This is a genomic window from Ruegeria sp. BC2, from assembly GCF_056539245.1.
This window is the reverse complement of the sequence record NZ_JBQFUQ010000001.1, coordinates 579945-600832: the sequence shown is the minus strand read 5'-3', so window position 1 is coordinate 600832 and position 20888 is coordinate 579945. Positions and strand designations below refer to the sequence as shown.

General features: G+C 60.6%; 24 protein-coding genes and 1 tRNA gene. 14 read left to right on the top strand and 11 right to left on the bottom strand.

The annotated features are described in order from the left end of the window. Nucleotides 1-64: 64 nt before the first annotated feature. Nucleotides 65-772 (bottom strand): IS6 family transposase, encoded by a 708-nt coding sequence (locus ACR0CU_RS02955; RefSeq protein WP_170445117.1) that lies wholly within the window; start codon nt 770-772, stop codon nt 65-67. A 490-nt stretch (nt 773-1262) separates the two neighbouring features. On the opposite strand from ACR0CU_RS02955, the gene ACR0CU_RS02950 reads away from it, so the two are divergent. From ACR0CU_RS02950 to ACR0CU_RS02940, 3 genes are read left to right on the top strand one after another with little or no spacing between them, the layout of a single operon-like run. Then, nucleotides 1263-1493 (top strand): DUF3489 domain-containing protein, encoded by a 231-nt coding sequence (locus ACR0CU_RS02950; RefSeq protein ID WP_170404272.1) that lies wholly within the window; start codon nt 1263-1265, stop codon nt 1491-1493. Beyond that, nucleotides 1490-1906: a DUF2924 domain-containing protein gene (locus tag ACR0CU_RS02945; RefSeq protein ID WP_170445114.1), complete on the top strand. Its 417-nt coding sequence runs from the start codon at nt 1490-1492 to the stop codon at nt 1904-1906. Before ACR0CU_RS02950 ends, ACR0CU_RS02945 begins: the two co-directional genes overlap by 4 nt. Continuing rightward, entirely contained in the window at nt 1903-3582 is a 1680-nt protein-coding gene (locus ACR0CU_RS02940; RefSeq protein ID WP_170445111.1) for a recombinase family protein, read from the top strand. The genes ACR0CU_RS02945 and ACR0CU_RS02940 overlap by 4 nt, the downstream gene beginning before the upstream one ends. Nucleotides 3583-3961: 379 nt before the next feature. On the opposite strand, the gene ACR0CU_RS02935 is transcribed toward ACR0CU_RS02940, so the two are convergent. Next, nucleotides 3962-4051: transfer RNA gene (locus ACR0CU_RS02935), tRNA-Ser, on the bottom strand. Between the two features lie 265 nt (nt 4052-4316). Here ACR0CU_RS02935 and ACR0CU_RS02930 point away from each other — a divergent pair. The 8 genes from ACR0CU_RS02930 (at nt 4317) to ACR0CU_RS02895 (ending at nt 11711) form a co-directional block, all read left to right on the top strand. Then, the gene (locus ACR0CU_RS02930) at nt 4317-5420 is read left to right on the top strand and encodes an SPOR domain-containing protein (protein WP_254437519.1); all 1104 of its coding nucleotides are present in this window, start codon (nt 4317-4319) and stop codon (nt 5418-5420) included. Between the two features lie 13 nt (nt 5421-5433). Then, nucleotides 5434-6600, top strand: a complete 1167-nt coding sequence (locus ACR0CU_RS02925) for a D-alanyl-D-alanine carboxypeptidase family protein (RefSeq protein WP_170445105.1) — start codon at nt 5434-5436, stop codon at nt 6598-6600. Continuing rightward, nucleotides 6597-7223 (top strand): dTMP kinase, encoded by a 627-nt coding sequence (gene tmk / locus ACR0CU_RS02920; protein WP_170445102.1) that lies wholly within the window; start codon nt 6597-6599, stop codon nt 7221-7223. Before ACR0CU_RS02925 ends, tmk begins: the two co-directional genes overlap by 4 nt. A gap of 7 nt (nt 7224-7230) precedes the next feature. Then, nucleotides 7231-8352, top strand: a complete 1122-nt coding sequence (locus tag ACR0CU_RS02915; protein WP_170445100.1) for a DNA polymerase III subunit delta' — start codon at nt 7231-7233, stop codon at nt 8350-8352. Further along, nucleotides 8349-9164, top strand: coding sequence for a TatD family hydrolase (locus tag ACR0CU_RS02910; protein ID WP_480642421.1), 816 nt, complete (start codon nt 8349-8351; stop codon nt 9162-9164). The genes ACR0CU_RS02915 and ACR0CU_RS02910 overlap by 4 nt, the downstream gene beginning before the upstream one ends. Beyond that, nucleotides 9161-9958, top strand: coding sequence for an MBL fold metallo-hydrolase (locus tag ACR0CU_RS02905; protein ID WP_170445095.1), 798 nt, complete (start codon nt 9161-9163; stop codon nt 9956-9958). The genes ACR0CU_RS02910 and ACR0CU_RS02905 overlap by 4 nt, the downstream gene beginning before the upstream one ends. Before the next feature lie 61 nt (nt 9959-10019). Continuing rightward, the gene (locus ACR0CU_RS02900) at nt 10020-10952 is read left to right on the top strand and encodes an AEC family transporter (RefSeq protein ID WP_170404291.1); all 933 of its coding nucleotides are present in this window, start codon (nt 10020-10022) and stop codon (nt 10950-10952) included. Nucleotides 10953-11015: 63 nt separating this feature from the next. Then, nucleotides 11016-11711 carry a CbiX/SirB N-terminal domain-containing protein gene (locus ACR0CU_RS02895; RefSeq protein ID WP_170525338.1) on the top strand — a complete coding sequence of 232 codons (696 nt, stop codon included), beginning with the start codon at nt 11016-11018 and terminating at the stop codon, nt 11709-11711. A gap of 29 nt (nt 11712-11740) precedes the next feature. Here the strand turns inward: ACR0CU_RS02895 and ACR0CU_RS02890 are convergent, their stop codons facing one another. The 5 genes from ACR0CU_RS02890 to ACR0CU_RS02870 all read right to left on the bottom strand — a co-directional run bounded on the left by ACR0CU_RS02890 (nt 11741) and on the right by ACR0CU_RS02870 (nt 16145). Beyond that, nucleotides 11741-12733 (bottom strand): GGDEF domain-containing protein, encoded by a 993-nt coding sequence (locus tag ACR0CU_RS02890; RefSeq protein ID WP_170357358.1) that lies wholly within the window; start codon nt 12731-12733, stop codon nt 11741-11743. Beyond that, nucleotides 12733-13317 (bottom strand): heme NO-binding domain-containing protein, encoded by a 585-nt coding sequence (locus tag ACR0CU_RS02885; protein ID WP_170357357.1) that lies wholly within the window; start codon nt 13315-13317, stop codon nt 12733-12735. The genes ACR0CU_RS02890 and ACR0CU_RS02885 overlap by 1 nt, the downstream gene beginning before the upstream one ends. Before the next feature lie 145 nt (nt 13318-13462). Next, nucleotides 13463-15022: a trimethylamine methyltransferase family protein gene (locus tag ACR0CU_RS02880; RefSeq protein WP_170445086.1), complete on the bottom strand. Its 1560-nt coding sequence runs from the start codon at nt 15020-15022 to the stop codon at nt 13463-13465. Nucleotides 15023-15141: 119 nt separating this feature from the next. Next, nucleotides 15142-15834, bottom strand: a complete 693-nt coding sequence (locus tag ACR0CU_RS02875; protein WP_170445083.1) for an HAD family hydrolase — start codon at nt 15832-15834, stop codon at nt 15142-15144. Nucleotides 15835-15860: 26 nt separating this feature from the next. Beyond that, nucleotides 15861-16145, bottom strand: a complete 285-nt coding sequence (locus ACR0CU_RS02870) for a DUF3572 domain-containing protein (protein WP_093964931.1) — start codon at nt 16143-16145, stop codon at nt 15861-15863. An 88-nt stretch (nt 16146-16233) separates the two neighbouring features. On the opposite strand from ACR0CU_RS02870, the gene ACR0CU_RS02865 reads away from it, so the two are divergent. Further along, entirely contained in the window at nt 16234-17634 is a 1401-nt protein-coding gene (locus ACR0CU_RS02865; RefSeq protein ID WP_170445079.1) for a diguanylate cyclase, read from the top strand. Nucleotides 17635-17639: 5 nt separating this feature from the next. Here ACR0CU_RS02865 and ACR0CU_RS02860 read toward each other — a convergent pair whose 3' ends face one another. Genes ACR0CU_RS02860 through ACR0CU_RS02845 form a run of 4 tightly spaced genes read right to left on the bottom strand, consistent with a single transcriptional unit; the run spans nt 17640 to nt 19541 of the window. Then, on the bottom strand, nt 17640-18110 hold the full coding sequence (locus ACR0CU_RS02860; RefSeq protein WP_170445076.1) for a periplasmic heavy metal sensor: 471 nt from the start codon (nt 18108-18110) through the stop codon (nt 17640-17642). Continuing rightward, the gene (locus ACR0CU_RS02855; protein WP_254437518.1) at nt 18107-18460 is read right to left on the bottom strand and encodes a hypothetical protein; all 354 of its coding nucleotides are present in this window, start codon (nt 18458-18460) and stop codon (nt 18107-18109) included. Before ACR0CU_RS02855 ends, ACR0CU_RS02860 begins: the two co-directional genes overlap by 4 nt. Continuing rightward, complete coding sequence (locus tag ACR0CU_RS02850) at nt 18453-19067, bottom strand: RNA polymerase sigma factor (protein WP_170445070.1); 615 nt, start codon at nt 19065-19067, stop codon at nt 18453-18455. Before ACR0CU_RS02850 ends, ACR0CU_RS02855 begins: the two co-directional genes overlap by 8 nt. 6 nt (nt 19068-19073) lie before the next feature. Further along, the gene (locus tag ACR0CU_RS02845; RefSeq protein WP_170445068.1) at nt 19074-19541 is read right to left on the bottom strand and encodes an EF-hand domain-containing protein; all 468 of its coding nucleotides are present in this window, start codon (nt 19539-19541) and stop codon (nt 19074-19076) included. Nucleotides 19542-19758: 217 nt separating this feature from the next. On the opposite strand from ACR0CU_RS02845, the gene ACR0CU_RS02840 reads away from it, so the two are divergent. Next, entirely contained in the window at nt 19759-20157 is a 399-nt protein-coding gene (locus ACR0CU_RS02840) for a DUF983 domain-containing protein (RefSeq protein WP_170445065.1), read from the top strand. Nucleotides 20158-20181: 24 nt separating this feature from the next. Next, nucleotides 20182-20883 (top strand): NUDIX hydrolase, encoded by a 702-nt coding sequence (locus ACR0CU_RS02835; protein ID WP_170445062.1) that lies wholly within the window; start codon nt 20182-20184, stop codon nt 20881-20883. The last annotated feature ends 5 nt before the right edge of the window (nt 20884-20888 follow it).

The window sequence follows — 20888 nt, the reverse complement described above, 5'->3', positions numbered from 1 at the left end:
ACTACGCCTCCGGTGCTGTCAGACTAATTCGAACCAGTCTCAGTTTGCTGCGAAAACCGCGAACCTATCCGGAACAAAGCTGACGCCACTCGCTAAGAGCGGCGGCGCGGGTCAGCTTGAAGGTATCTCGACTGACTAGCGATCTTTCCCGGTTGAAGTGGTTGTAGACGGAAGAATGGACGGAGGCGAATTTCTGTAGACTTCGCATGCGCTTGAAACGCTGCATCGCGCGTTCGCGTCGTCGAAACGGCAGGTGCGAATTCTCGACGCGGTTGTTGAGCCACCTGCCCGTCTGTTGTTTTTCGAGCGCGCCCACTTTTCTGAGTGCCGCCTTGTAGGAGGCGAAGCGATCTGTGACGATCTCTTCGGCGCAACCGTGCCGCTTCATCAATTTCTTGAGAAATTTCAGTGCTGCAGCTTTGTTACGGCGCTTCGTTACAACTGCTTCCAGCACCTCGCCTTCGTCATCCACAGCGCGCCAAAGATAATGCCGTTTGCCATTCACTTTCACAAAGACCTCGTCCACGTGCCACTTCCGTTTTGAAAAGGTTCGGAGTTGCTGCACACGCTTCCGTCTGATCTCAGCGGCGAACATCGGGCCGAACCTATTCCACCAATAGCGGACTGTCTCATGGCTTACATCGATCCCACGTTCATGCAGGAGATCTTCGACATTCCGAAGCGAGAGTGGAAATCGGATGTACAGCATCACCGCCAGGCGGATGATTTCGGGGCTGGTTTTGAAGTATTTGAAGGAGGCAGGTTTGGTCATTCTTAAATGCTATGCAACCGCCCTGCCCCGCTCAAGTAAAGTTCTTCTGACAAGACCGCTGCGGCATCGCGGGGTTGGGATTGGGTACGCATGCGCGCCTCCATTCATCTGGGCTGTCGCAACAGCCGGGGATCGAATGGACCGCTTCGGGGAATTCGGAGAGAGCACGAACAGCAACTCCCCGGATCCAGCGATCCGGTTCATTGCCTCTTTCGATGCTCCCTTTGGGCGCTCGGACCCGGTGAGTGCTTCTGGCAGGATTTGAAGGTCCTGCGTGAGGCACCCCGAATATAATCACCCAACCATCAAGAAGCAAGTTTTTGTTTTTTTCCAGTGCGTTAAGACACCCACGATTCTTCGTTAGCGCCAGCGGATTCAGGCTGGACTACCGGTGCGAACCACGCATCACTGGTCCCACGCCCGACATGTTCGGGCTCACCTCGGTACCGGGGCACGGCATCCCGCCCCCCTGAACACGAGGAGACCAGACATGCCCAAAACCAAACACACCAAGACCGATAGGGTGCAAACCCTGCTTCGCCGCCCCGCAGGTGCCAGCCTCGCGGACATCTGCAAGGCCACCGGCTGGCAGCAACACTCGGCCCGGGCCGCCCTCAGCATGTTGCGCAAGAAAGGCGCAACGATCGAACGCCGAGCATCGGACAAACCGGGCGCGCCGGCCACCTACCACCTCGTTGCCGAGGCGGAGGCGCAGGCATGACCTTCCCAGCGGAAATCGCCGAGCTGGAAGCGATGGATCGGAAGGGCTTGCTGTTGCTCTGGCAGCAGCTGTTCGACCGCCCTGCCCCGGCAATGCTGAGCCAGCCCTTCCTGCGCCGCTTCCTCGCCTTCGAACTGCAGGCCCGCCGTCATGGCGGGCTCTCCCGGAAGGTGACGGCTGCGCTGGACGAGGGGGCGGACCAAAAGCCACGGCCGACGCCCCCTGCCCTCAAACCCGGGGGACGCCTGCTGCGCGAATGGAACGGGGTGACCCGCGTGGTCGATGTCACCGAGGACGGCTTTGTTTGGAACGGTCGCGCCTACCGCTCGCTTTCGGCCATCGCCCGCGAGATCACCGGGGCGCACTGGTCCGGCCCCCGTTTCTTCGGTCTCACTGGAAAGGGCGCCAGATGAGCCCGCGTCGCAAAGTCCGCTGCGCCATCTACACCCGCAAGTCCTCCGAGGACGGGCTGGACCAAGACTTCAACTCGCTGGATGCGCAACACGAGGCCTGCGCCGCCTACGTCGCTAGCCAGCGTCACGAGGGCTGGTCACTGCTGCCACAGCGATACGACGACGGCGGCCTCTCCGGCGGCACGCTCGAACGCCCTGCCCTGCAGCGGCTTCTGGAAGAGATCGATGCCGGGCGCATCGACATGGTGGTGGTCTACAAGATCGACCGGTTGACCCGCTCACTCACCGACTTCGCCAAGCTCGTCGAGCGGCTCGAACAGGCCAACTGCTCCTTCGTCTCGGTGACGCAGTCCTTCAACACCTCGTCATCCATGGGTCGACTGACCCTGAACGTGCTGCTGTCCTTTGCCCAGTTCGAACGCGAGGTGACGGCCGAGCGCATCCGCGACAAGATCGCCGCCTCCAAGAAGAAAGGCCTCTGGATGGGCGGCAACCTGCCCTTGGGTTTCGACCGCCACCCTGATCCCAAAGCCCGCACGCTGGTGGTGAACCAGGAAGAGGCCAGCACCGTCCGGCGCCTCTTTGATCTCTACGCGGAACTGCGCTGCCTGCGCCGGGTGGCGGAGCGGGCCGCTGCCGAGGGATTGCGCTCGAAACGGGTTGTCCGAGCTGATGGCACCGTCAGGGGCAATTGCCTGCTGTCGCGCGGCCAGATCTACTACCTGCTGCGCAACCCGGTCTATCGCGGCCAGATCCGCCACAAGGACAAGCTCTGGCCCGGCCAGCACCCGGCGATCATCGGCGAGGACCTGTGGGAGCGGGTGCAGGAGAGGATGCGGCAAGCCTCAAAACGGTCCCGCGCGCAACCCTCACCCGACGCTCCATTCAGAGGGACGGCCCCCGGCGCCTGGCTGACCGGCAAGCTGCGGGATGACACCGGCGACCGGCTCACACCGACCCACACCACCCGCAAGGGCCGACGGCTACGCTACTACGTCTCCAACAGGCTGATCTCCGGGGGCACGGATCCCACCGGTTGGCGATTATCAGGTCCAGCATTGGAGACGGCGGTCATCAACATTGTGATCACACATCTGCAAGAGGGATCCGCATCGCACCGGCTTCTGGCGCGGCCCGAGGCCGGGCCCGCATCTGTAATCAAGTCCGCGGTCGCAGAACTGGCCACCCGGCTCCGTGACACCGGCGGAACGATTTGCGCCGGCCTGCTTGCCTCCGGCACGCTCAAGCGCGGGCGGATCTGCCTCGACCTGGACGGCAAGGCCCTGGCAAGCACGCTTGGCCATTCGCCAGACGATCTGAACCCCGACCTGCTGAGAATCGAAGCGCTTTTCGACCTGCGGCGCCGCGGCGTCGAAGCCAAGATCATCGCCAGCGATGTGCAGCCTCACCCGGATCCGCATCTCCGCTCCATGCTGATCCGCGCCCATGGCTGGGTCCGTAATCTGAAAAGTGGCGTCCAGCTGGTCGACATCGCGCGCCGGGAACAGGTGCCCGCCTCCTTCATCCGCACCCGCGCCCAACTCGCCTTCCTGTCGCCGAAGATCCAGGCCGCGATTCTCGACGGCAGCCAGCCGCCGAAGCTTACCCTCAAGCGCCTGGTCAGCGTCACCCACCCGCTGGATTGGGCGGAGCAAGAGCGGATCTTCGGCTTCTGAAACTCTCCGAAATTCCGGCTTCCCTGATACCCGGTGCGACGTCCCTGTTCCAACGCAGAACTTCCCTGTTACCGTGAAAAAAATTCCCTGTTCCACAGCTTAGGGAATTTAGGGCGTAAATCATTGATATCACGCCCTTATCACAAAGGCGAAATCAGGAATTTCCGCCAAAAATGCCGAAATTCCCTGTAAACTCCCTGTTATCAGGGAAAATCCGCCCAAAGCGACCCCGCGAAACTACGGAACTGAGACTCGGGTCAGATCCGTGCCCTAGTTGTGCTTGCTAGATCGTCTCTGATAGAAAACGGGTATGGTAAACCGCTGAAATATCGGCAGAAATCCGGGACAGAAAGTATCCATGGAGTGAGACGGGAATGGGTGGCGGGGAGACAGGGATTCGAACCCTGGGGACGCTCTCACGCCCAACGGTTTTCAAGACCGCCGCATTCGACCACTCTGCCACCTCCCCGGCGCAGGCAGCGGTCTAGGACGAACATCGGTTGGTGGCAAGTCCAAAAGAGGGATTTCTTGCCGAAGCCGGACCCGCGGTCTTTCCTTGAAACAACCCGCAGGTTATGATTTGCGCGATGACTGCAGGAGGCCGGCAAAAGAACCGGTCGAACCGCGGTTGGGGCCAGCCACGCAAAGGCCCTACAGGCAAGGGATAACACAATATGAAGCGAGCGACAGAGACACGCTTTGGACCGCGGCCGTTGGCGGTGCTGGTTGTTGCAATGACTGCGCTGACGGGATGTGACGAAGCTTTGAACGCAGGCAAGTCTTCCTCTGAGGCAGCCAGTGACGATGGGCAGCCCCAAAGCAACACCACGGAACTGTTCCCCGAAGTCGCCAGCGGCTCTCAGCGCGATGTTGAAGCGCCGGACGTCTTCGAAGTGACCGAGGCCGGGCTCTGGGATGGGCGTCCGTCGTTGGGTGGCATCTGGGTGGCACACCCCAGCGCGTCTCAGCCCGAGCGGGTCGCTATCAAGAATACAAGCAACAACAAGACCGTGACGGGCGCCTTGTTCCGCCGGGAACGAAACCTGCCCGGGCCGGCCCTTCAGGTGTCCTCGGCAGCGGCTGAAAAACTGGGAATGCTTGCCGGCGCTCCTGCCCGTCTGCAGGTGGTCGCACTCCGCCGCGAAACGATCGAGCCGGAGCCAGCGCCGGAACCCGAAGCAGCCCCAACCGAAGAAACTGCAAGCGCCGCCGAAGCAACCGCAGCCGAAGAAGCCACAGCGGCCGGACCCGACGAAAGTGCCGAAGAAAAGCCGGCCAAGCGGAAATGGTGGCAGAAAAAGACACCTGAAAACACCGGTGCCGTGGTCGCCGGTGCTGCCGCGGCCGGAGCGGCCGCAAGCGCCGCCGCCGAAGAAACTGCGCCCGCGATTGAGGAAGCGGCAGATGCGTCCGCGACCGCTGCATTGACGGATCCGGTCGTCGCACCGCCACCCGCCCAGAAAAAACGCAAGTGGTGGCAGAAGAAAGATCCCAATGAAATTACCGAGACGCCATTGGACCCGATCGCAGGTGCAGCGGCCGCCATTGACGCATCCGAGCCGACGCCGGCTGCGGCGGCCAGTGCCACAGCCGCATCGTCGAACCTGACCAAACCCTATGTTCAGATCGGAACGTTCGGGGTTGAAGCGAATGCGAAAGCCGCGGCCGAAAAGGTCCGCACGAACGGATTGGCGGCCGAAGTTCTGGAACTGGAGTCGGCGGGCAAGTCGGTCTGGCGTGTATTGGTCGGCCCTGCCACAACCCGCGCCGAACGCAAGGCGATCCTCGGAGATATGAAAGACCTGGGCTTTACCGATGCCTTTATCGTGAAGAACTGAACAGGAGGGTCCAATGCTGACCTCACTCAAATCGGCTGTTCTGGCCGCGGGCCTTGCCCTGCTGGCCCTGCCGGTTCACGCCTTCGACACGTCCGCGCGCGCGGCCTACGTGATCGATCAAACGACAGGCACTGTGCTGTTGTCGAAGAATGCCGATGAACCGCTTCCACCAGCATCGATGTCCAAGCTGATGACGCTCTACGTGGCATTCGAAGCTCTGCGCGACGGTCGACTGACGCTGGATGAAACGCTTCCGGTCTCGGAACATGCCATGAGCTATGGCGGCTCGACCATGTTCCTGAACACGCAGGACCGGGTCCGGGTCGAGGACCTGCTGCGAGGCATCATCGTCCTGTCCGGCAATGACGCCTGTGTCGTGATCGCCGAAGCGCTCAGCCCGGACGGTACCGAGGCCGGCTTTGCGCGTTACATGACCCAACGCGCCAGGCAGATGGGCATGAACTACTCGAACTTCACCAACTCGAACGGCTGGCCTGCTGCGGGTCACATGATGTCGGTTCATGATCTGGCCGTACTGGCCGACAGGCTGATCACCGATTTTCCCGAATACTATCCGCTGTTTGCCGAGGAAACCTTCGAATTCGACGGCCGTGCCCCGTCGAACGTGAACAACCGCAACCCGTTGCTGAAACTGGATATCGGTGCCGATGGCCTGAAGACCGGCCACACGCAAGAGGCAGGCTATGGCCTTGTCGGATCGGCCAAGCAAGGCGATCGCCGGGTGGTCTTCGTTCTTTCCGGGCTCGACAGCATCTCTCGCCGGGCAGAGGAGGCTGAGGCCGTGGTTAACTGGTCGTTTCGAAATTTTATCGAGAGGACAGTTGCCAACGCCGAAACGCCGATAGCACAGGCCAAAGTGTGGATGGGCGCGCAAAAGACGGTTGGGCTTGTGCCCGGCGGTGACCTCACCCTTCTGTTTCCCGTTCTGGGCGATCAGAACGTGCAGGCCGAAGTCGTGTATCAAGGCCCGATCAACGCTCCGATCGCCAAGGGCCAACAACTGGCCGAACTTGTGATACAACCCGAAGGTTTGCCCGAAATCCGGCGCCCCCTTGTCGCGGCCGAGGATGTGGCGATGGGCGGGTTTTTGGTGCGGCTGATGACCGTGGGCGGCATCGTCCTGAAAGACATGATCAATACCCCACTGGAGTCGATGTGAGCCCGCGCGGTCTGTTCCTGACATTCGAGGGGATCGACGGTTCGGGCAAGTCCACGCAGGCCCGCAGGCTGGCAGAAAGCCTCGAGGCGGTCGGACATGACGTTGTTCTGACGCGCGAGCCGGGCGGTTCGCCCGGGGGCGAGGAAATTCGCCGTCTGGTCCTGGAAGGCGATCCCGACAGGTGGTCGGCGGAAACCGAAATTCTTCTGTTCACGGCCGCACGACGCGATCATTTGGAGCGCACGATCGAACCGGCCTTGAATGCGGGTAAGATCGTGATTTGCGACAGGTTCGCCGACAGCACCCGAATGTATCAGGGCCTGTCGCGCGGAGATCTGCGCGCGTTGGTGGACCAACTCCACGGCCTGATGATCGGCCGCGAGCCAGATCTGACCTTGCTGATCGATATGGATCCGGAAATCGGGCTATCCCGCGCCAAAGGCCGGCAAGGCACCGAAGAGCGGTTCGAGGATTTTGGTCCGGCCCTTCAAAAACGTATGCGCTCGGGTTTCCTTGCGCTGGCGGACGAGTTCAAGGACCGGTTCCGTGTGATCGATGGCAATCGCGACGTGGACAGCGTGGCCGTGGATGTGAGAGAAACCGTCCTGAAGGTTCTGCGGTAATTCACGAATGAGCGACGACACACCCACACCGGACCAGGCGCCCGGCGCGCTTCACCCGCGCGAGACACGCAGGCTGTTTGGACAGGATGCGGCCGAGCAAGCCTTCCTGACCGCTTTTGCGTCTGACCGGCTGCATCACGCGTGGCTTCTGACCGGCCCTCGTGGCGTGGGTAAAGCGACCCTGGCATGGCGCATCGCGCGGTTTCTGCTGGCCACGCCGCTGCAGCAGGATGACGGGCTGTTCGGCGCGCCCGAGGCTCCGACGACACTCGACATCGCGCCGGACCACCCGGTTGCAGCGCGAATGCTGGCGGGGGCCGAACCCGGTCTGGCCGCGATCACCAGATCCCTGAATGATCAGGGCCGCCTGCGCAACGAGATCGTTGTCGATGACATCCGAAAATTGGGGCGCTTTTTCGGCCTCAGTTCAGCGGACGGAGGGCGCCGCGTGGTTATCGTGGATGCGGCGGACGAAATGAATGTCAGCGCCGCAAACGCGTTGTTGAAAATGCTCGAAGAGCCCCCTGCCCGCACGGCACTGCTGCTGGTTTCGCATCAGCCGTCACGGCTGTTGCCGACGATCCGCTCGCGGTGCCGTACCCTGCGCCTGTCACCGCTGTCGCCGGAGGACATGAAATCGGCGCTGGCACAGACCGGGGCCGAGTTGCCTCCGCAATCCGATCACCTCGCGGCTTTGGCCGCCGGATCCGTGGGCGACGCGGTAAGGCTGATCAATCTGGGCGGGATGGAGATCTATGCTGAGCTGATCCAGATACTTGGCACCCTGCCCCGCCTCGACCGCCAGCGCGCGCTGGCTTTGGCCGAAGCGGCCGCGCAACGCGGAGCAGCCGAGCGTTATGACCTGCTTCTAAATCTGATTGACATCGCTCTGTCTCGCCTTGCTCTAACCGGTGCGACCGGCGCGCCTCCGCAGCCCGAAGCTGCGCCAAACGAAGCCGAAGTGCTGTTGCGCCTGTCATCCTCGCGCCCACAAGCCTTGGGCTGGGCCGAGGCCGCATCCATCATCACGGCCCGTGCACGGCACGGGCAGGCGGTGAACCTTGACCCTGTCGCCGTCGTCCTAGATACGGTGTTCAAGATTCAGGAAACCGCCGGTCCGAGCAGATGAGCGACACGCCCCAACCTCCCGCAATCACTGACAGCCATTGCCATCTGGATTTCCCGGATTTCGACGGCCAGTTGGACGCAATCATCGCTCGTGCGGCCGAAGTGGGCGTGACACGCATGGTGACGATCTGCACACGTCTGCGCAATGAGCCGACCGTGCGCGCGATCGCCGAAACATATGCCCCGGTTTTCTACGCTGCGGGCACCCATCCCATGAGCGCGTCCGAAGAGCCACTGGCGAGCGTCGACGAACTCGTCGCATTGTCCCGACATCCGAAATTTGTCGGCATCGGCGAAACCGGGTTGGACTATCACTACACCGCCGACAGCGCCGAAATACAAAAACGCTCGTTGAGGGTTCACATTCAGGCCGCCCAAAGTACAGGCCTGCCGCTGATCATTCACGCCCGTGCAGCCGACGAGGACATGGCGGCGATCCTGCAGGACGAGTTTCGGAACGCACCTTACTCCTGTGTGATGCATTGCTTCTCGTCTTCGGCCGAACTGGCGCGGGCGGCGTTGGATTTGGGGTTCTACCTCTCCATGTCCGGCATCGCGGCCTTTCCAAAAAGCCAAGATCTGAGGGATATCTTTGCTGCGGCGCCCGTCGATCGAATTCTGGTAGAGACCGACGCACCATACCTGGCCCCGCCGCCGCACCGGGGCAAGCGGAACGAGCCCGGCTATACCGCTTTCACCGCCCGGGTCGGCGCCGAACTGTTCGGCCTGGACTACCCGGATTTCGCCGCGCAGACCCAAGTGAATTTTGATCGACTGTTTGCGAAGGCGGCCGCCTACCCGGTTGCCGCATGAGCATGCTGCGGTTCACGATCCTGGGCTGTGGCTCCTCTGGCGGTGTCCCCCGGTTGGGTGGGCATTGGGGAGACTGTGACCCGCAAAATCCGCGCAATATCCGCCGCCGATGCTCGATGCTGGTTGAACGGGACGGGCCGGACGGCACGACCTCGGTTCTGATCGACACGACCCCGGACATGCGCAGCCAACTGCTGGACACCGGAACCGGACGCCTCGACGCCGTTGTCTACACACACTCACATGCCGATCATGTGCACGGCATCGACGACCTGCGCATGATCGTTTTCAACATGCGCACGCGGGTGCCCGTTTGGGCGGATGGCGACACGCAAAACGCATTGCTGGGGCGGTTCGGCTACGCGTTCATTCAACCCGAAGGCTCGCCCTATCCACCGATCCTCGACCTGAAGACAATTGACGGCCCGTTCGCGATAGACGGTCCAGGAGGGTCAATCCCGTTTCGCCCGTTCAAGGTGAACCACGGATCGATCGATGCGCTTGGTTTTCGTATGAATAACCTGGCCTATCTGCCTGATGTTGCGGAAATCTACGATGATGCCTGGCCCGAGCTTCAAGGATTGGACTGCCTCGTGATCGACGCGCTGCGCCGGAACCCGCATCCGACCCATGCCCACCTGGAAAAGACCCTTGGCTGGATCGAACAGCTAAAGCCGGCTCGGGCAGTTCTGACCAATATGCACATCGATCTGGACTATGCAGCCGTCGATGCCGAGACCCCGGACCATGTCGAGCCTGCCTATGACGGCATGGTGATCCGGCAGCCATTTTAGGACATCGGATTGCACGCGCTTCCCCCAGCTCTGACCGAACAGCCTGGATTGAGGTCGTGACATGTTGCAAAGCCTGATCGACGTCATCCTTCCGGTCTTTCTTGTGATTGGGGCTGGTTATGTCTCGACGCTGACGGGCTACTTCAAAGAAGTTCATATTGACGGGTTGATGAAGTTCACGCAGGGGTTCGCAATCCCCTGCCTGCTGTTTCTGGCCATCGCCCATCTGGACCTGAGCGCCAGCTTTGACCCGCGCCTTCTGGGCAGTTTCTATACTGCCGCAGCTCTGTGTTTCCTTGCGGGGGTATTTGGCGCTCGCCTGATATTCAAGCGCGAATGGGAAGACTGCGTCGCGATCGGGTTCTGCTGCCTGTTTTCGAACTCGGTCCTGCTGGGCCTGCCGATCACCGAACGCGCCTATGGGCCCGACAACCTGACCGGAAACTATGCGATCATCGCGTTCCACTCGCCGTTCTGCTACTGCGTCGGCATAACCGTGATGGAGGTCATCCGCAACCGAGGCAATGGCGGTATGCGCATGGCCCGATCGGTGCTTTCGGCAATGTTCAAGAACGCGCTAATCCTGGGCATCGCTCTGGGCTTCATCGTCAATCTCACGGGCATCGGAATTCCGGCTGTGGCAGACGAGGCCCTGAGCCTGGTGACACGCGCAGCACTGCCCGGCGCCCTATTCGCTCTGGGCGGAGTTCTGGTCAAGTACAAGCCCGAAGGTGACCTGCGGACAATCGGCTATGTTTGCTGCGTTTCACTTGTTCTGCATCCAAGCCTGGTCTGGTTGTTCGGTACAGCGACCGCCCTGCCGCAAGATCTTTTCCGCTCGGGCGTTCTGAATGCGGCGATGGCGCCCGGATTCAACGCCTACATCTTCGCCAACATGTATGGCCGGGCCAAACGAGTTGCCGCCTCTTCGGTGTTGATTGGCACAGGCGTGTCCATTCTTACGGTATGGATGTGGTTGACGTTGCTCGGATAAAGACGAATTGACTTTGCGGGAGGGCGCCACACCTATCCCGAAACAGAACAAGGAAGCCCCAGCATGCCGACTGCCGTCATCGTAGCTCATGGCCAACCGTCCGACCCAGACCCGGCCGAGGCATCTCTGGCCAGACTGGCCGCTCGGATCGATCAACTGACGGATAGAGTCACAGTCAGATCGGCGACCCTCGCCGCGCCAGGCGCGCTGGAAAAGCTCCTTGATGAGATTCCGGACGGCAGCGCGATTTTTCCATTGTTCATGGCGAAAGGGTGGTTCGTGACTTCTGCGCTTCCCAAACGCCTTGAAGGGCGCGCAGTTCGGCAACTCGACCCGCTGGGCGTTGACCCGCAGCTACCCAACCTGGTGGCGCGCGCCCTGCAACCTTTGATCGACGAGCATGGTTGGAGCACCACGTCCACGGATCTGCTTATTGCCGCACACGGCTCAGGCCGCAGCCGCAACCCGGCAGCCGTCACCCACGAATTCGCTGACCGTTTGGCCGGGTTGATATCACTGAAATCAATCCGCTGTGGATTTGTCGAAGAACCCCCATCGATCAGTGTCGCCGCCCAAATGACCGGGGATCATGCGATCTGCCTGCCGTTCTTTGCCTGCACCGGAGGCCACGTGTTGGATGATATTCCCGCCGAGCTGGGCAAGGCCGCATTTCGTGGCCCGGTGCTGCCTGTCGTCGGCGAGTTGGATGAAATCCAGTCGCACATCGCGCAGACATTGGACGGGGCTTTCGCTGAGTAGTCAAGCAACCAGCCTACCGACGCACCGGTCTACTCCGGTGCCCGCGCCTCTTCGGAATAGAAGCGATGGCACGACCGACCGTTTCGCTTGGCCTCGTAAAGTGCCAAATCCGCCGCGTGCAGAATCTCAGCCGGTTTCGGGGACAGAAACTGTGACGTAAGTGCGGTCCCGATGCTCGCCGAAATCGCGCAGGTCTCGCCCTCGAAAACCATCGGTTTCTGAAGGCGGCCAATCAGGCGATTGGCGATCCGTTCAAGCTGAGCCCTGCTCGACAGGCTTTTGAATATCAGAACAAATTCATCGCCGCCGATCCGGGCGACCGTGTCGTCGCTGCGGGTTTCTTCCAGCATGATCCGGGCGGCCTGGGACAGCACATAGTCGCCCGCGGCATGCCCCAATTCGTCGTTCACGGCTTTGAAGAAATCAAGGTCCAGATGCATCAACGCAAAAGTGGATTTCGTTGAAACCAAATGCTCGAGAATGTGGTCCATCGCGCGCCGGTTCTTGAGGCCGGTCAGAGTATCCGTATAGGCCTGTTCCTCGGCCGCAAGCATTGCCCCCTGAAGCCGCAGGTTCAACGACCTCGAAGCCTCCATCGCCGCAGACTTGGCTTCGACCAGGTAGAGCAATTCAATTGCGAGGTCGGTTCCCGAGAAATCCGCACTTGTCAGTGCATAATCCCGTACAGCGTCCAGGATCGAGATCCCGAAGGACAGGTTGATAACCGCGCCTGCATCGTCAGGCAGCGGCGCCACCAAACCCTTCAATGCTGTGCGCGGTTCATCGTGAAGCTTGAGATGAAGCTTGGTACCTGCCGTCGCCATCAACGCCGGCATAGTCGTCACGGTTCTGGGCCTTACCAGTTCAAATATTTCCAGAAACTCGCTGCCAACCAACGGCTGGTCGGGGCGCAGTTTTTGCAGTGTCGGCCCGACCTGAAGGATACGCCCATCCTGATCCACCAAGGTGAACATCGGGCACAACGTCTCCAACATCCTGCCCAGTTGATCCAGATCCATCATCAGTTCCGCGCCCCCAGATCAAAGTGACGACCCTCGGCAAAGGCGCTTTCGACCAGAACCATCGAGATGACGTCCACCCCGCCCCTCTGCCCGGCATGCGTCAGAATCACGAGCGCGCCATAGTCGTCCGCCATTGCTCGCAAGATCCCGATCATGACATTGGCATACCCATCCAGCCCGGGATGGCAGCGCAGTTCGAATTCTGTGGGCGAACGCTCCAGCAGTTCCAGGGCAGGCAATTCAAGGTCAGAGACCGCCAGTTTGACCCGGTCGGCCAGATCATCCAAAGACTGCAGAAACTCGACATAGGTAACGCCGCCAAAGCGCAGAAGGCGCCGCAATCCTTCCATGTTGGGGTGTGAGACCAGATAGGTTCCGAGATCTTCCAGAAACTCGTCCCGCGAACGGTTCAATTGATCGCAGACCACGTCCAGCAGGCGATATGACTTTTCCCGGTCGTAGACGAGCATTGCTTCGAACTCGGCGAACCCAAGTTCAGCGGCCTCGGTCGCCCGAAGCCAGCGCTCACGCCCATAGGTCGCGCATACAAACGATTGAACGGCCCTGTTGATCAATCCGTGCATGAATGCCCTCAAAAAGGTTTCATGCCCAATCCCACCTCAAAGATCTTAACAAAGGCCAAATGCGGCAGTTCAAGATGCGGAAAATTCACGAAAATCTCAGGCTGAGACATCTTGCCATTCCGGCTGCCTGCCCGGTGGTGCGCTATCAGAAATCGGTCGGCGCGCCCCCTTCGGCTTTGCGACGTGCGACGAAGTCAGCCAGTTCCTCTCGGATCGCCTCATCCATGGGCGGAGCCTCAAAGCTGTTGATGATCTCCTTGAACATCAGATGCGCCCGTTCGGCTGTCCAGATCCCACCCGCGACTTCCCAACCCTCGTAGTTTTTCCAATCGCTCAGGAAAGGTTGATAGAACGCGGTGGTATAGCGATCCTGGGTGTGTTGGATGCCAAAGAAGTGCCCATCGTTCCCGACCGCGCGGATGGCTTCCAGTGCGATTTCGTCCGGGCCTGTGGCGCAGATCTCGGGCTGCATATATCTTTGGATTTGCTGCAATATCTCGCAGTCCATGATGAACTTCTCCGGGCTCGCGATCAGGCCGCCCTCCAGCCATCCGGCCGCGTGATAGACCATGTTGGTCCCCGACTGCACCGCCGCCCAGAGTGAATTCGACGTCTCCCAGACGGCTTGGCCGTCCGGCACATTGGCCGCGCAGACACCGGACGAGCGCAAGGGCAGCCCATAGAACCGCGCCATCTGGCCGGTCATCTGGGTCGACCGGATGTATTCAGGCGTGCCAAACGCAGGCGCACCGGACTTCATGTCGACATTCGAGGTGAATGTCCCGATGACACATGGGATGCCCGGCCGGACGTACTGGAACAAGGCAATCGCACACAGCGCCTCGGCCAACGACTGCGCAACGGCCCCGGCCATCGTTACCGGGGCCATCGCCCCCGCCAAAGTGAACGGCGTGACGACGATGGCCTGCCCCCGCCGGGCCAGCCGCAGGCACCCGTCGATCATCGGGTGGTCGTGTTTCAGAGGCGAGGTCGAGTTGATGTTGGTGTACATGCGCGGCGACGCCTCGAATTCCTCGTGGCTGAGCCCGCCTGCGATGCGCACCATTTCCATGACATCCTCTACGCGCTCTTTGCCCAGCGAATAGGCATGCATCGCCTTGTCCGTCAGCGTCAGCTTGTCATACAGGACATCCAGGTGCCGGACGCTGGCGTGCAGGTCAACCGGCTCGACCGGGTAGCCCCCGGCAAAGTGGATGCAGTTGAAATACTGCGTCAACTTCAACAGGTTCCGGCACATTTCCCGGTTGCCGGGAACCTTCTTGCCGATCTCCATGTCCCAGTAGTTCGGCGGTGACGAGACATTTCCGAACAACATCGTATTGCCGCCGATCTCGATCGTGTGGTTCGGGTTGCGCGGCGTGATGGTAAAGGTCGACGGCGCCTTGGCGACCATTTCCATGACGAAGTCACGTCCCATGCGCACGTTGTCGCCATTGATGATACATCCAGCTTCACGCAGGATCTCCAAAGCTTCTTGATTGTAGAACTCGATGCCGATTTCCTCGAGAATACGCATGGCACCGTCATGGATGGCTTCGACGCCCTCGGGGCCCAACGGTTCGGTTGGCCGATCGATGTTGATCGGCGGATTCCATGGCATCTGGTCGATGACTGCCGCACCTCGGCGCGCTGCAGCGCCTGCGCGTCCACCACCCCTGCGCTTGCGAGTATTCGTGTCGGCCATCTGTTCCTCCGGCGTTTGCTACTCTCAAACAAGACCCGAAGTCCGGCCTCTGGCCGCTCTGTCTGCGACAGCCAAGGTCGGTTTCAACTCATGAACCGCCGATTTTCAGGCAAGGCGCTTTAACGAAGTTTCAGCCAGCCGGGGATGTGGCTGATATCGGGAAGAACGACATCTGCCATCGGTGCAAGATCCTCAACCCTGGCCAATCCGGTCAGAACACCGATCGTGGTCATGCCGGCGGCGCGACCGGCCTCCAGATCGTGCAGACTGTCGCCGACCATGGCGATCCGGTTCGGTGCGACGCCAACATGTTGGGCAAAGGCCAACAGCTGGCCGGGCCCGGGCTTGAACCCGTGGCCACTGTCATACCCCGCAATGAAATCGAAATAGGTCTCGATTCCGACCGAGGCCAGGTGCCGTTTCGCCGGCATCTCGCCGTCATTGGTCGCAACACCCAGCTTCTTGCCGGCGTCTTTCAGGGATTGCAGAAAAGGTGCAAGCGCAACGGCCTCGACCTGAGGCGCATGAGCAGAAGCCACATTCAAGGTCTGAATCAGATCCTCGCGGGACCAGCCGTCAAGGTCGGGGAACAACGCGTCAGCGACCTCGTCGACGGTGCCAGCGATCACGATACTGTCTTCGGAATAGGTCTCTGTCGCGAAGTCAAAGCCAATGCTCTTTCCAAGCACGGACGCACGCGCATTGTCGCCCTCGCTCAGACGCAGCAGCACCGCCTTGCCGAACGCCCCCCACGTGGCGGCGAAATCAAACAGGGTTCCGTCCTTGTCAAAAACCAGCGCATCAATCGACATGCATTCTTGCTCCTGCGCGGACCCGTTCAGGTCCAATGAACATCCGCGCCGCCTGACAGGACGCTTCGGGCTTGGGCCGGTTGATCGTAGGGGACAGCGTTTGCGTCACAAAAGGCCAACACCCACGAATCGTCAAGCATCAGAAATTCCAGCACCGAAGCAAGAAACTCGGGCTCTGTGGCGCGGTCCCTCAGGTCATCCGTCGACGCGCCGGTCGAACCAAGGAAAACAGGCAACAATTCATCGTTCCCAACAAGCCACCCAAGCGCTTTCAAGGCCAGAGTTTCGGCGAATTCGGCAGAGATCGGCATGATCAGGCCCCGGTTCGAAGATTTGGAAAGGGTTTGTTAACCAGACTCATAAACACTTTGGCAAGGCATGCAATCTACGGTGAAAACAATGTCCGTGCAGGGAACCATCCTTGTCCTCGACGGGGTCTCGACCAATCGCATCATGCTGAAGGTGCAGCTGACGGCGGCGTGGTATCATGTCGTGCAGGGCGAGAAGCTGGCTGGTCTTGGGGCGTTGCTGCGGCGGACCCGGCCGGATCTGGTGCTGACGGCCCAGACACTACCCGACGGAGACGCGGGCGACGTCAAAAGACTGATGCTTTCCGTTCCGGCCCTGCAGGATGTCCCTGTGGTCGCGATTGCGCCTCAGAACGATCGGACCGCCCGGCTGCGGAACCTGTCCGAGGGGCTGGATGACGTTCTGGCCTATCCGTTCAAAGATACGCTGTTGCTGGCGCGTGTGCGAAGCCTGCTGCGCGCCCGTGCGGAAACTCAGGATCTGAAGAACAGTGGCAACCCTCAATCCGTGGGGTTTGCCGAGGCCCCCGCTGCAATGATCACGCCCGCGCGGCATGGTCAGATCGCCGTCTTGGCCCACACCGCACGTACTCGCACGCTGTGGCACAAGGCCCTGAACGGACGAACGCAGCATTCGGTGTGCAGCCATACCCTGCCCAACCTCAGCGGAGTCTTGTCCGGCACCATACCTGACGCGATTGTTGTCGAATTGAACAGCGATCCATCCGGCCTGAACATGTTGGCCGACCTCAAATCCCGCACCGGCACTCGGCGGACCGCTCTGATCGGAATCATTCCCGATGACAACGCCACTCTTGCCGCCGAGGCCCTGGATCGCGGCGCCGATGCGATTTGCCTCGGAGGGTTCTGCCCTGACGAAGTATCGCTTCGGGTCGAGGCGTTGATTGCACGCAAGGCGCATGACGAGCAAATGCGCGACTCGTTGCGCCGTGGGCTTGAGGAATCGTGGATCGACACGCTGACGGGCCTGAACAACCGTCGTTTCGCACAGACCGCGATGGACCAATTGCTGCACAGTTCGGTGCACAAACAGCGGGGTTTTGCGATCATGCTGGCCGACCTGGACCATTTCAAATCCATCAATGACCGTTACGGCCACAGTGCCGGTGACAGGGTTTTGGTCGAGGCCGGAAAACGGATGAAGCGCGCTTTCGGACCTGACGGTTTCCTCGCCCGCATCGGAGGAGAGGAATTCCTGTTCGGACTGCCAAACGCGACCCGCGAAAAGGCGCTCAAGAGGGCGGCCGATATTTGCAGCGGCGTCAGCAGCGTACCGATCGTCCTGCCGGACATTCCTGCCCGGCTTCCGGTGACGGTCAGCATCGGGCTGAAGGTATGCGAGCCACCCTTCTCCCCAATTCCGGACGGCTCACTGTCGGCCGAAAGCCTGATCAAATGCGCGGACAAGGCGCTTTACGCGGCCAAACAGGCCGGCCGGAACCAGGTGTGGATGAAACAGAACGCGGCCTAAGCAGGTCAGTCCTTGCGTTTCTTGGGATCCGGGCGCCGCTTCAACACGTCTTCCAAGCGGTCTGCATAAGCTTTTCGTTCTTCGTCGGACATGGCCGAAACCCGAGCCAGCCATTGCTCTTGCAGTGCTGCCTGGATTTCGTCATTCGCCCTGGCTTGTTCTTCCAGCAGGCTCTGGACTTCATCGCGGTCGAACGGAATGGCCCGCAGTGCCTTGCCAAGCGCCTTGAAATCACGAGACCTTTTCTCGGCCCCGCGCCGATGCTTGTCGGCCAGATCGCCTCTCAGCGCCTTGCGTTCCGGATCAGGAAGAGCGCGGTACAGGGCAGGCCCAAATCCTGGAGGAACATCGTCCCGCACACCGTGAAACCTCAGCGCAGTCCCGATGATCACTCCGGCGACCAGCAGGTTCAGGCCAAGGGATACAATCAGCAGCACAGGCACCCAGCGCCGTGGGGGTTTGACGTCTTCATTCATTCCGCTTCCTCCAGAAACGCGGCCTCGAGACCGAGATTGGCGACCATGTAGGATGCATCCTGGGTCATTATGTAATTCGCCGGGTCCGGCAGAAAGGACGGCGCGGCAAAGCCGACCCATGCGCCAACCACGCTGGCCGCCGCAAGCCCGCTGAGCGCCTGCCAGCCCCCGAGACCGGCAATCAGATTGCCCAGAAACCCTTGTGACTTGGGTTTCGCTGTTTTTGTCGCCGCAAGCCGGATGGCCTCGGCATCCGTCAGGATACGAACGGCCAAATCGTCGGGCAGATCAACATGTGCCTGCCGTGCCTCGGCAAACAAAAGATCCAGTTCTGTATCTTGGTCAGACATGGTCATACCCCAACTCTTCCTGACGGCCTGACAGTATGGCCGTCAACGACCGCTTTCCGCGGGCAACAAGGCTTTCTACCGCTTCTACGGAAATCCTCATGATTCCCGCGATTTCCGGATTGGACAACTCCTCGATATGCCTGAGAATGACAGCTTCGCGCTGCCGTTCCGGCAATTGTGCCAAGGCCGATTGCAACGCATCCACGCGAGCGTTTTGCTGCATACGGTCCACGACACTGGGCTGGTCGTCCTCAGGCTCTGGCACATCGTCCAATGTGCCTGCCGTTTTCTTCCGCCGCAGATCGACACACAGGTTCAAGACCACGCGGTACAACCAGGTCGAGATCTTGGCCTGCCCCGGAACCCAGTCCGCCGCCACTTTCCACAGCCGAAGCATCGCTTCCTGGGTTACGTCTTCGGCCTCTGCCGTATTGTTCAACATGCGCAGAGCAACCGAATAGCACCGCGGCCCCAACCGATCGGTCAACAGGCGTGCTGCCTGAGCGTCGCCTTCGGCAAACCGTTTCAGCAACACGTCGTCGCTGCGGGCATCCACGGCGACCGTGTCGCCGCGGACAGTATGCGCAGAGGACGGCACGTCCTTCATCCTGCGTCAGTTGTTGTCTGGGTCCGGGCGGTCACCCTTCTTGTGGTGCCGACCCATTCCATCCCGTGCATTGGCGAACTCCTGCTCGGACAGAGATCCGTTTCCATCCGCATCAAGGCGGTCAAACATCTTGTCAGCCCGGCGCGGTTTCGGCAACTCGTCCGCAGTCAGAAAGCCGTCTTTGTCGGCATCATGACGCTCGAACATGTCGGAAACGCGGTCGTTTGCCTTCTTCTGGGCCTCGGCCTGCATTTCTTCGACGCTGATTTTTCCGTCACCGTCGGTATCGGCCGAGGTGAACTTCTGCAGGCGATGGGCCTCCATCTCGGCCTTGGTCACCTGGCCGTCACCGTTGGCATCCAGCTCCTGAAAGCTGACCGGTTCACGGTCGCGAGGTCCTTTGGCCAGCGCAGCCGTCCCGGTGACGGCAACTGCAGACAGAATGATGGCCGAGATAAATTTTGCGCTCTTCATTGCTCGTTTCCTTTGTTGTCGCGGCCCTGTGCCGCTGCTTACATTCATTCAAACGCAGCCCGGCAAAGTTTCCGTCGCTGCCCGAGAATTTTTTCCGGCATTGAAACCTGCATTTCCGGTCAATATTTTCGAGAGGGTCGGTGCAAAGCGACGCACCCCCCTTTTCTGCGGGATGAAACAAGCGCAATATCCCCGAAATCCGAGCGCGAGTATCAAGATGACAGATCAAACCATCGACACCCTCTCTCAGGAGGAACGCCCCACGTGGCCCGCCATCGTGAAAGGGTTCCGGTGCAAATGCCCCAATTGCGGCAAAGGCAAGCTGTTGCACAGCTATCTGAAGGTGAATGATACCTGCGCAAACTGCGGTCAGGAATTGTTTCACCACAGGGCGGATGACGGACCGGCCTACTTGACCATTCTGCTGGTCGGACACCTTCTGGCTCCGGCGCTGCATGTCACATACGTCGGCCTGCGCCCGTCTCCGTGGGCCATGGCAATCGGCTTTTCGATAGCTTGCGTTGCCCTGTCGCTGTTCCTTCTGCCCAGGCTCAAAGGAGCGGTCGTCGGCTTTCAATGGGCCCGGAAGATGCACGGGTTCGACGACGGCAAGTGACCCGTCAATGCAGCTGAGCTTCTCATGACCGTGGACAAATCCGCAATTCGCGACGCCGCGACGATCATCGTTTTGCGCGACCGTTTTCGAACCCCGTCGATTCTGATGGGCCAACGTGGTGCCGCGGCGGCCTTCATGCCGAACAAGTTCGTATTTCCGGGGGGTGCCGTGGATGCAGAGGACGCGCAAGTTCCGCTGGCCACTCCGGTTCCCGAGATTTGCCAACAAAGGCTGAGCGATCAGGCTCCTGCCGGACTGCATGTGCCACTGGCGGCAGCGGCAATTCGCGAGTTGTGGGAGGAGACCGGCCTTATCCTCGGTGTCCGCGACACCTGGCCGGGTCCGGTTCCACATGGCTGGACCGGCTTCGCGGAAAGAGGCTACATTCCGTCGGCCGAAGCGCTGCAGTTCGTGTTCCGCGCGGTTACCCCGCCCGGACGTCCACGCCGGTTCGACGCCCGGTTTTTTCTTTTGGACGCAGATGCGATCGCCAGTGATCTGGACGATTTCGGCCTGGCCTCGGATGAACTGTCACATCTACAGTGGATTCCGCTGGAACAGGCGCGGGAGTTCGACTTGCCGTTCATCACCGAGGTTGTTCTGTCGGAAGTCGAGGCGCGCGTATCAGATACAACGCCCCCCGACTCTGTGCCGTTCTTTCTGAACAACGAAGAAGCCAGTCTGTTCCAGCGCCTCAAGGGCCACCCGATGCCCGAAACAGACTGAGCCGC

What these genes read in the sequence shown, in the direction of transcription:
- ACR0CU_RS02955 (WP_170445117.1), bottom strand. Translation starts at nt 772, where the DNA reads ATGACCAAACCTGCCTCCTTCAAATACTTCAAAACCAGCCCCGAAATC.
- ACR0CU_RS02950 (WP_170404272.1), top strand. Translation starts at nt 1,263, where the DNA reads ATGCCCAAAACCAAACACACCAAGACCGATAGGGTGCAAACCCTGCTT.
- ACR0CU_RS02945 (WP_170445114.1), top strand. Translation starts at nt 1,490, where the DNA reads ATGACCTTCCCAGCGGAAATCGCCGAGCTGGAAGCGATGGATCGGAAG.
- ACR0CU_RS02940 (WP_170445111.1), top strand. Translation starts at nt 1,903, where the DNA reads ATGAGCCCGCGTCGCAAAGTCCGCTGCGCCATCTACACCCGCAAGTCC.
- ACR0CU_RS02930 (WP_254437519.1), top strand. Translation starts at nt 4,317, where the DNA reads ATGACTGCGCTGACGGGATGTGACGAAGCTTTGAACGCAGGCAAGTCT.
- ACR0CU_RS02925 (WP_170445105.1), top strand. Translation starts at nt 5,434, where the DNA reads ATGCTGACCTCACTCAAATCGGCTGTTCTGGCCGCGGGCCTTGCCCTG.
- ACR0CU_RS02915 (WP_170445100.1), top strand. Translation starts at nt 7,231, where the DNA reads ATGAGCGACGACACACCCACACCGGACCAGGCGCCCGGCGCGCTTCAC.
- ACR0CU_RS02910 (WP_480642421.1), top strand. Translation starts at nt 8,349, where the DNA reads ATGAGCGACACGCCCCAACCTCCCGCAATCACTGACAGCCATTGCCAT.
- ACR0CU_RS02905 (WP_170445095.1), top strand. Translation starts at nt 9,161, where the DNA reads ATGAGCATGCTGCGGTTCACGATCCTGGGCTGTGGCTCCTCTGGCGGT.
- ACR0CU_RS02900 (WP_170404291.1), top strand. Translation starts at nt 10,020, where the DNA reads ATGTTGCAAAGCCTGATCGACGTCATCCTTCCGGTCTTTCTTGTGATT.
- ACR0CU_RS02895 (WP_170525338.1), top strand. Translation starts at nt 11,016, where the DNA reads ATGCCGACTGCCGTCATCGTAGCTCATGGCCAACCGTCCGACCCAGAC.
- ACR0CU_RS02890 (WP_170357358.1), bottom strand. Translation starts at nt 12,733, where the DNA reads ATGATGGATCTGGATCAACTGGGCAGGATGTTGGAGACGTTGTGCCCG.
- ACR0CU_RS02885 (WP_170357357.1), bottom strand. Translation starts at nt 13,317, where the DNA reads ATGCACGGATTGATCAACAGGGCCGTTCAATCGTTTGTATGCGCGACC.
- ACR0CU_RS02880 (WP_170445086.1), bottom strand. Translation starts at nt 15,022, where the DNA reads ATGGCCGACACGAATACTCGCAAGCGCAGGGGTGGTGGACGCGCAGGC.
- ACR0CU_RS02875 (WP_170445083.1), bottom strand. Translation starts at nt 15,834, where the DNA reads ATGTCGATTGATGCGCTGGTTTTTGACAAGGACGGAACCCTGTTTGAT.
- ACR0CU_RS02870 (WP_093964931.1), bottom strand. Translation starts at nt 16,145, where the DNA reads ATGCCGATCTCTGCCGAATTCGCCGAAACTCTGGCCTTGAAAGCGCTT.
- ACR0CU_RS02865 (WP_170445079.1), top strand. Translation starts at nt 16,234, where the DNA reads ATGTCCGTGCAGGGAACCATCCTTGTCCTCGACGGGGTCTCGACCAAT.
- ACR0CU_RS02860 (WP_170445076.1), bottom strand. Translation starts at nt 18,110, where the DNA reads ATGAATGAAGACGTCAAACCCCCACGGCGCTGGGTGCCTGTGCTGCTG.
- ACR0CU_RS02855 (WP_254437518.1), bottom strand. Translation starts at nt 18,460, where the DNA reads ATGTCTGACCAAGATACAGAACTGGATCTTTTGTTTGCCGAGGCACGG.
- ACR0CU_RS02850 (WP_170445070.1), bottom strand. Translation starts at nt 19,067, where the DNA reads ATGAAGGACGTGCCGTCCTCTGCGCATACTGTCCGCGGCGACACGGTC.
- ACR0CU_RS02845 (WP_170445068.1), bottom strand. Translation starts at nt 19,541, where the DNA reads ATGAAGAGCGCAAAATTTATCTCGGCCATCATTCTGTCTGCAGTTGCC.
- ACR0CU_RS02840 (WP_170445065.1), top strand. Translation starts at nt 19,759, where the DNA reads ATGACAGATCAAACCATCGACACCCTCTCTCAGGAGGAACGCCCCACG.
- ACR0CU_RS02835 (WP_170445062.1), top strand. Translation starts at nt 20,182, where the DNA reads ATGACCGTGGACAAATCCGCAATTCGCGACGCCGCGACGATCATCGTT.